Below are 1,039 nucleotides of genomic sequence, written 5' to 3'. Positions count from 1 at the left end.
CATAAAGAAAACATCACGAAATTCGCTGGCGCTTTCTGGTTGAGTGAACAACTGCCATTGTTCACTCAACGACAAGCTCGTATCAATTTGTAAGCTCAATAGGCTAAGCAACGCAATCAGCGCGGCATAGCCAATGTACGGTTTCGTTCTCATTGTTTTGGTGCCAGTTCAATTAAGCTGTCGGTAATGGCTTCTGCCATGTATTGCAAAGACATCGCGCCGCCGTAGGCCCACACCGCTCTTACCGAATTTACGCGCTGTTTTTTCACGAATGGCATCGCTTGCCAAAGTGGTGAGCTGTTCAACTTGCTCTCTTGTGGGAAAGGCTGCACGTAAAGTACGTAGCTTTGTTCAAGGTTTTGTAAGCGGTTGATGCGATCTTGTTTGATGCCCCAAGCGCGCGCAGAAACTTTGATAGGGTTGGTTAACCCAAGCTGCTCAACCACATAGTCAGTGGTCGAATTTTCCGTCGATAGCAGAACAGAATTGGGCGTCGAGAAGCGCATCACCAACACGTCTAATGGGGCAGAATAATGCTGACGAATTTTGTCACGCAGTTGTTTGAATGAGTCATTGAGTTTTGCCAGTTTTTGTTCCGCTAACTCTTGTTTATCAAACAGCGCACCTAGCGTACGAAAATGCTTGATTGCGGTTTGAGCCGCGGCTTCGTTTTGCGAAAAATTCGGCAAATAGACCACCGGCGCGATTTGTCTGAGCAGGGGAATCAAATCTTGCTGGGGAGAAGCCGCTAGGATCACATCGGGTTTCAAGCTCGCTATCTTCTCTAAATTGGGTTCGGCGCGAGTGCCGATATCCTCAATGGATTCTGGTGCGTAAGGATTCACTACCCACTGGCGATAACCCGGCAAGTTAGGCGCAGCAATGGGCTCGATGTCCAACGCGAGCACTTGCTCCAAAATGTCCCAGTTGAGAACCACGACGCGTTGCGGCACTTGCTCAAAAGTCACCGCTCCGTACGCATCATGAACGGTAATGTCTGCGTTCGCTCGTGCAATCATCACTGTGAAAAGTAGAGTCG

1 protein-coding gene is annotated in these 1,039 nt (G+C 49.0%); it reads right to left on the bottom strand.

The genetic code is table 11. The annotated features are described in order from the left end of the window. Window positions 1–149: 149 nt before the first annotated feature. Window positions 150–1,019 (bottom strand): iron-siderophore ABC transporter substrate-binding protein, encoded by an 870-nt coding sequence (locus R8N28_RS27080; protein WP_043045339.1) that lies wholly within the window; start codon window positions 1,017–1,019, stop codon window positions 150–152. Window positions 1,020–1,039: the final 20 nt, after the last annotated feature.

This window comes from Vibrio sp. Vb1554 (assembly GCF_033344235.1).
This window is presented reverse-complemented; position numbering and strand designations above follow the sequence as displayed.